The sequence below is a fragment of the Micrococcus sp. ACRRV genome (assembly GCF_022346985.1).
GTDB lineage: Bacteria > Actinomycetota > Actinomycetes > Actinomycetales > Micrococcaceae > Micrococcus > Micrococcus porci.
In genome coordinates, this window is sequence record NZ_JAKRNH010000176.1 from 1 (window position 1) to 2,243 (window position 2,243).

2 protein-coding genes are annotated in these 2,243 nt (G+C 71.5%); both read right to left on the reverse strand.

Translation table 11 applies throughout. The features are described from left to right. Window positions 1-29 precede the first annotated feature (29 nt). Window positions 30-1,658 carry a Na+/H+ antiporter subunit D gene (locus tag MHY29_RS11835; protein ID WP_224356422.1) on the reverse strand — a complete coding sequence of 543 codons (1,629 nt, stop codon included), beginning with the start codon at window positions 1,656-1,658 and terminating at the stop codon, window positions 30-32. Continuing rightward, window positions 1,658-2,188: an NADH-quinone oxidoreductase subunit K gene (locus MHY29_RS11840; RefSeq protein ID WP_224356421.1), complete on the reverse strand. Its 531-nt coding sequence runs from the start codon at window positions 2,186-2,188 to the stop codon at window positions 1,658-1,660. The genes MHY29_RS11835 and MHY29_RS11840 overlap by 1 nt, the downstream gene beginning before the upstream one ends. Between the last annotated feature and the right edge of the window lie 55 nt (window positions 2,189-2,243).

Here is a 2,243-nt window from a genome sequence, read left to right on the forward strand (position 1 = left end):
GCGTGGGGTCGGAGGCGGGGCTGGTGGTCTCAGCGGCCGGCATCGTGCACCTCCGACGGGTCGTGGCTCAGGGTCACGGCGGCGCGGTCCGCGGCCTCCGGACCCAGGACCGCGGAGATGTAGGGGCTGCGCTCCAGCATGTCGACGGCGGCGCGGTCCGCCAGGTCGTACAGCGGCCCGGCGAACACGGTGAAGGCCAGCGTCATGGCCACCAGGCCGGCGGTCGGCAGCACCAGGCCGCGGGAGAGGGGCTTGGGGCGCAGGCCGCGCCGGGTGACGCGCTCGTAGGCGGCGACGAGCTGCGGCGTCGGGTGCTCCACGTCCTCCACCTTGCGCCAGAACGCGCGGGTGTAGGCCCGGACCAGGACCAGCAGGGTGAGCAGGGAGACCAGCAGGGACACGCCGACGAGGACCCAGGCCAGCACGCCGCCGTCCTCGACGCCGCCGCGGATCAGCCCGACCTTGCCCAGGAAGCCGGAGAACGGGGGGATGCCGCCCAGGTTCAGGGCCGGCACCAGGAAGAGCACGCCCAGCAGCGGGGAGACCTTCGCCAGCGAACCCAGGCGGTCGATGCTCGCCGTGCCGGCCCGCTGCTCGATGAGGCCGGTCACCAGGAACAGCGCGGTCTGCACGGTGATGTGGTGGCCCACGTAGTACACCGTGGCGGCGAGCCCCACCTGCGTGGCCAGGGCCAGGCCGAAGACCATGTAGCCGATGTGGGACACCAGGATGAAGGAGAGGATGCGCTTCAGGCCGCTCTGCGCCAGGGCGCCCAGGATCCCCACGAGCATGGTCAGCGCCGCCACCCCCATCAGGAGGCCGTTCACGTGCTCGGCCGGGAACAGCAGGGTCTCCGTGCGGATCATGGCGTAGACGCCCACCTTGGTGAGCAGGCCGGCGAACACGGCCGTCACGGGCGCCGGCGCCGTCGGGTAGGAGTCGGGCAGCCAGAAGGACAGCGGGAACACCGCGGCCTTGATGCCGAAGCCCGCCAGCAGCATCACGTGCAGCACCAGCTGCAGGTCGTGCGGCAGCTCGCCCAGCTTCACGGCCAGATCCGCCATGTTGACGGTGCCGGTGGCCGCGTAGATCATCGCGATCGCGATCAGGAAGAGGACGGAGGAGATCACGGACACCACCACGTAGGTGATGCCCGCCCGGATGCGGGCCTCCGTCCCGCCGAGGGTGAGCAGCACGTAGGAGGCGGTCAGGAGGATCTCGAAGCCGACGTAGAGGTTGAACAGGTCGCCCGCGAGGAAGGCGTTGGACACGCCCGCGACGAGCACCAGGAACGTGGGGTGGAAGATGCTCACCGGCCCGCCCTCGTCCTTGTTGATCAACCCCTGGGCGGAGGCGTAGAGGAGCACCGCCAGGGTGATCAGGGAGGACACCACCAGCAGCAGCGCGGACAGGCGGTCCACCACCATGGTGATGCCCACCGGCGCGGGCCAGGCGGCCAGCTCTACGACGGCGACGCCGCCCGTCCAGACGTCGGCGAGCAGCAGGCAGTCGAGCACGAGGGTCAGGGTCAGGGCGCTGACGGTGACCACGACCTGCGCGCGGGCGCGGCCGACGAGGGCGAACGTGATCGCCGCCCCGAGCACGGGGAGCATGACCGCCAGCGGCGCGAGGTCCGTCAGGGGCGTGGAGCCGAGCATCACGGGCGCCCACCCCCGCCCTGGACGGTCGCACGACCGGGCCGCACGGCCCTCGCCCGCGGGGCCGCCGCGGTGGCGAACTCGTACTCGGCGTTCGGGTCGGACGCGTCGTCCATGAACTCCGAGTCCTCCTCGGTCAGCACGGAGTCGTCCTCGGCGTCCCAGCCCGACTGCGCGGCGATCTTGACGTCCTCGACGTCCGTGGCGACGTCGTCCTCGCGGCGCAGCTGCCACGAGCGGTAGATCATGGCGGTGAGGAACGCCGTGGTGGCGAAGCCGATCACGATGGCCGTGAGGATCAGGGCCTGCGGGAGCATGTCCGCGTAGTCCTCGGGCGCGGTGTCCGCGTCGTAGAGCGGCGCCAGGCCCGCGCCGCCCGAGGTGAGGAACAGCAGCACCACGGCCGCATTGTTGATCAGCATGACGCCGACCAGGATCCGGGTGAGGCTGCGCTCGAGCAGCAGGTAGATCCCCGTGGCGAAGAGCACGCCCATCACCGCGAGGAGGGCGAGGTCGACGGTCGGCGTCATCGGGGGTCCTCCTCGGAACGGTGTCGGGCGGCGTGGGCGGGGATGGCACAGTCTC

Excerpts from the sequence above, each read along its gene's own strand:
- MHY29_RS11835 (WP_224356422.1), bottom strand. The coding sequence starts at position 1,658 with ATGCTCGGCTCCACGCCCCTGACGGACCTCGCGCCGCTGGCGGTCATG.
- MHY29_RS11840 (WP_224356421.1), bottom strand. The coding sequence starts at position 2,188 with ATGACGCCGACCGTCGACCTCGCCCTCCTCGCGGTGATGGGCGTGCTC.